Genomic DNA, 2,665 nt, shown 5'->3' with positions numbered 1-2,665 from the left:
CTAAATTCCCTGCTATGCAGAATAAAAAGTAACCTACACTCGTTTGCTCGTTCTGTTCTTACTTCGCATGTGGCAAAAACAGGTACTGACCGCTTCTATGCATGGCCTGATGCTCTCGCCCATCTAAAAAGAGGGGTTTTATATCGGTTTTTTAATTGATTACTTTCCCTACTTACTTAAAGCAAAAAACAGTACTTATGAAGAACTCATAAGTACCGTTTTATCACATCGCTATTTTCTTCCGTACATTGATATTTTGTAATAGGTCTTCCAACAACCCCATACCCAACTTCCACTTCTAATATGCCTATGTCTTCCATAAAATTTAAATATTTTCGAATGGAAACACGAGAAATCCCTATTTGAGAGGCTAATTCTTCTGTAGAAAATGCTCTTCCTTCCATGGACATAATACTTTTCCATACTACTACCAATGTTTTTTTCGTTAAACCTTTTGGTAATTCTGCTGAGCCCACACCTTGATCTTTAGCTAAGAACATTTTATCTATTTCTTCTTGGCTGACTATTTGCTGCGCATCCATAAACGTCGCCTTTTCTCGATATGCTGACAACGCTTCATTAAACCGTTCAAATTCAAAAGGTTTAATTAAATAATCAATCGCACCATATTGCATCGCTTTTTTTACACTATACATATCCCTTGCTGCTGTAATTAAAATAACGTCAACACTTTTTTCAACATTTCGGATGTGTGTTAGTAATTCAAAACCAGTTTGTTCTGGCATATATATATCTAATAAAATCAAATCAATAACCGTTGTATCTAGAACCTTTATCGCATCTTTTACAGAAGAAGCGACTGCTATTAGTTGAAATCCCTCAAGCTGATTTAAATAACGCTTATTAAATTCTGCAACCATTGGATCGTCTTCTACAATAAGTACTTTAATCATTCATTTTCATCCTTAACTTCATAGGGTAACTTCATACGAAACGTTGTCCCTTTTCCAACAACGGTACGAAGCTGTAAATCTCCATGCAATTTCCTTAAACTTTGTTGGACAAAAAACAAACCTAGGCCTCTATTTTCACCTTTTGTTGAAAAACCTTTTGTAAAAATTTTTTCTCGTATGTCCCTTTCAATGCCTCTTCCTGTATCTTTTACTTCTATATATAAAAGCTTCTCTTCAAAATCATAATCAATGGATACCATTATTTTTTTCTCTTTGCATCCATGCATTGCTTCAATCGCATTATTAATAATATTTCCTATTATTCTAACGAGATCGTGGATGACATCTGAATGAGCTGCTTCGGGCAAATAACTATCATTGTTAATAATTAACTCTACCCCGTCTTCTCTTGCATCACTATACTTCCCTAATAAAAACCCTGCAAATACAGAGCTTTTAATTCGTTTCATAATAAACCCTATCTCTTTTTTATGCTGATGAACAATTTGTTGAACATACTCTCCTAACTTGTCATAGTATTCCATATGAACCATTCCTAAAATAACATGGAGCTTATTCATAAATTCATGTGATTGTGCACGTAAAGCGTCTGTATATAACTGAACACCTGTAAGTTGCTCTGCAAGTTTTTTCACTTCGGTTTTATCACGAAACGTAGCAATTGCACCAACAATCTCATCATCAACTCGAACTGGAGCACAATTAATAAGAACTAAAACACCATTAAAATGTTGCTCTCTATTGAACTCTGGATTGCCGGTATGTAATACTTCTTGAAAAACTTCCATATACCCATCAGCATCTTTTCCAATTAAATGATCTGCAGTATCCCCTAATTGTAAAAGGCGAATTGCTGCGGTATTAACGAGGGTTATTTTCCCCGTACGATCAACTGCCAAAACCCCCTCTTTCAACGAATGTAGCATTGCATTTCGCTCTTCTAAAACCATCGCAATCTCAGAAGGCTCAAGACCAAATAATATTTTCTTAATATGCCTAGCTAATACTAAGGCACCAACAACTCCAATCAATAATCCAATAACAGTTCCTACATAAATCATCGACTGACTCTTATCAACGGCATCCTGCACTTCATCAAGTAATATTCCTACCGTTACAACACCTATTTGCACACCATCTTTATTCATTACAGGAGTAAATACACGCATCCCATCTCCAAGTACTCCCTTTGCAACTGAAATATATTCCTTTCCTTGAAGTGATGGTTCAGCATCCTTTTTATCTAAAAATGGAGACCCAATTTCCTGTGGATTTGGATGTGATTTTCGAATTAAATTCATATCTAATACGACCACAAAACTGACATTTGTTACATTCTTTATTTGATTAGAGTAACTTTGAATTTCTTTTTCATCCCCAGTCCCACTCAAAGCATCTATCACGACATTTGAACGTGCAACTGTACGAGCTATATCTGTCACTTTTTCTGTCAACGCTTCTTCTTTTTTTTCAGCAATGTTCTTACTTATCAATACATCTGTAACTAATAAAGCAATGATTACGACAACACATACTAAAATGGAAATTGTTGAATGCAAACTAAAATATCGTTTATTCTTAGGTATCATTCTTAAGAACTTCATCATTTTTCCTTTCGGTTATACCTGCAAGTTATGTACGTTCCTACGCCCTCATTCAAACATAATACAAAAAAGGGCTGGTGCTATATAAATCCATTTTAATTTTTCGACATCTAACTCCCTGCTATG

At 35.0% G+C, this 2,665-nt stretch carries 2 protein-coding genes; both read right to left on the bottom strand.

The features are described 5' to 3' along the window. Positions 1-206: 206 nt before the first annotated feature. A complete protein-coding gene (locus V7183_RS21280; RefSeq protein WP_097897606.1) occupies positions 207-914 on the bottom strand; it encodes a response regulator in 708 nt (235 codons plus the stop codon). Continuing rightward, complete coding sequence (gene dcuS, locus V7183_RS21275; protein WP_097897636.1) at positions 911-2,521, bottom strand: DcuS/MalK family sensor histidine kinase; 1,611 nt, start codon at positions 2,519-2,521, stop codon at positions 911-913. The genes V7183_RS21280 and dcuS overlap by 4 nt, the downstream gene beginning before the upstream one ends. Positions 2,522-2,665 lie beyond the last annotated feature (144 nt).

Source organism: Bacillus sp. JJ1127 (assembly GCF_036965845.1).
Taxonomy (GTDB): domain Bacteria; phylum Bacillota; class Bacilli; order Bacillales; family Bacillaceae_G; genus Bacillus_A.
The sequence above is the reverse complement of the archived record's forward strand: the minus strand, read 5'-3'. Positions and strand labels throughout refer to the sequence as shown.

What these genes read in the sequence shown, in the direction of transcription:
- V7183_RS21280 (WP_097897606.1), bottom strand. Translation starts at nt 914, where the DNA reads ATGATTAAAGTACTTATTGTAGAAGACGATCCAATGGTTGCAGAATTT.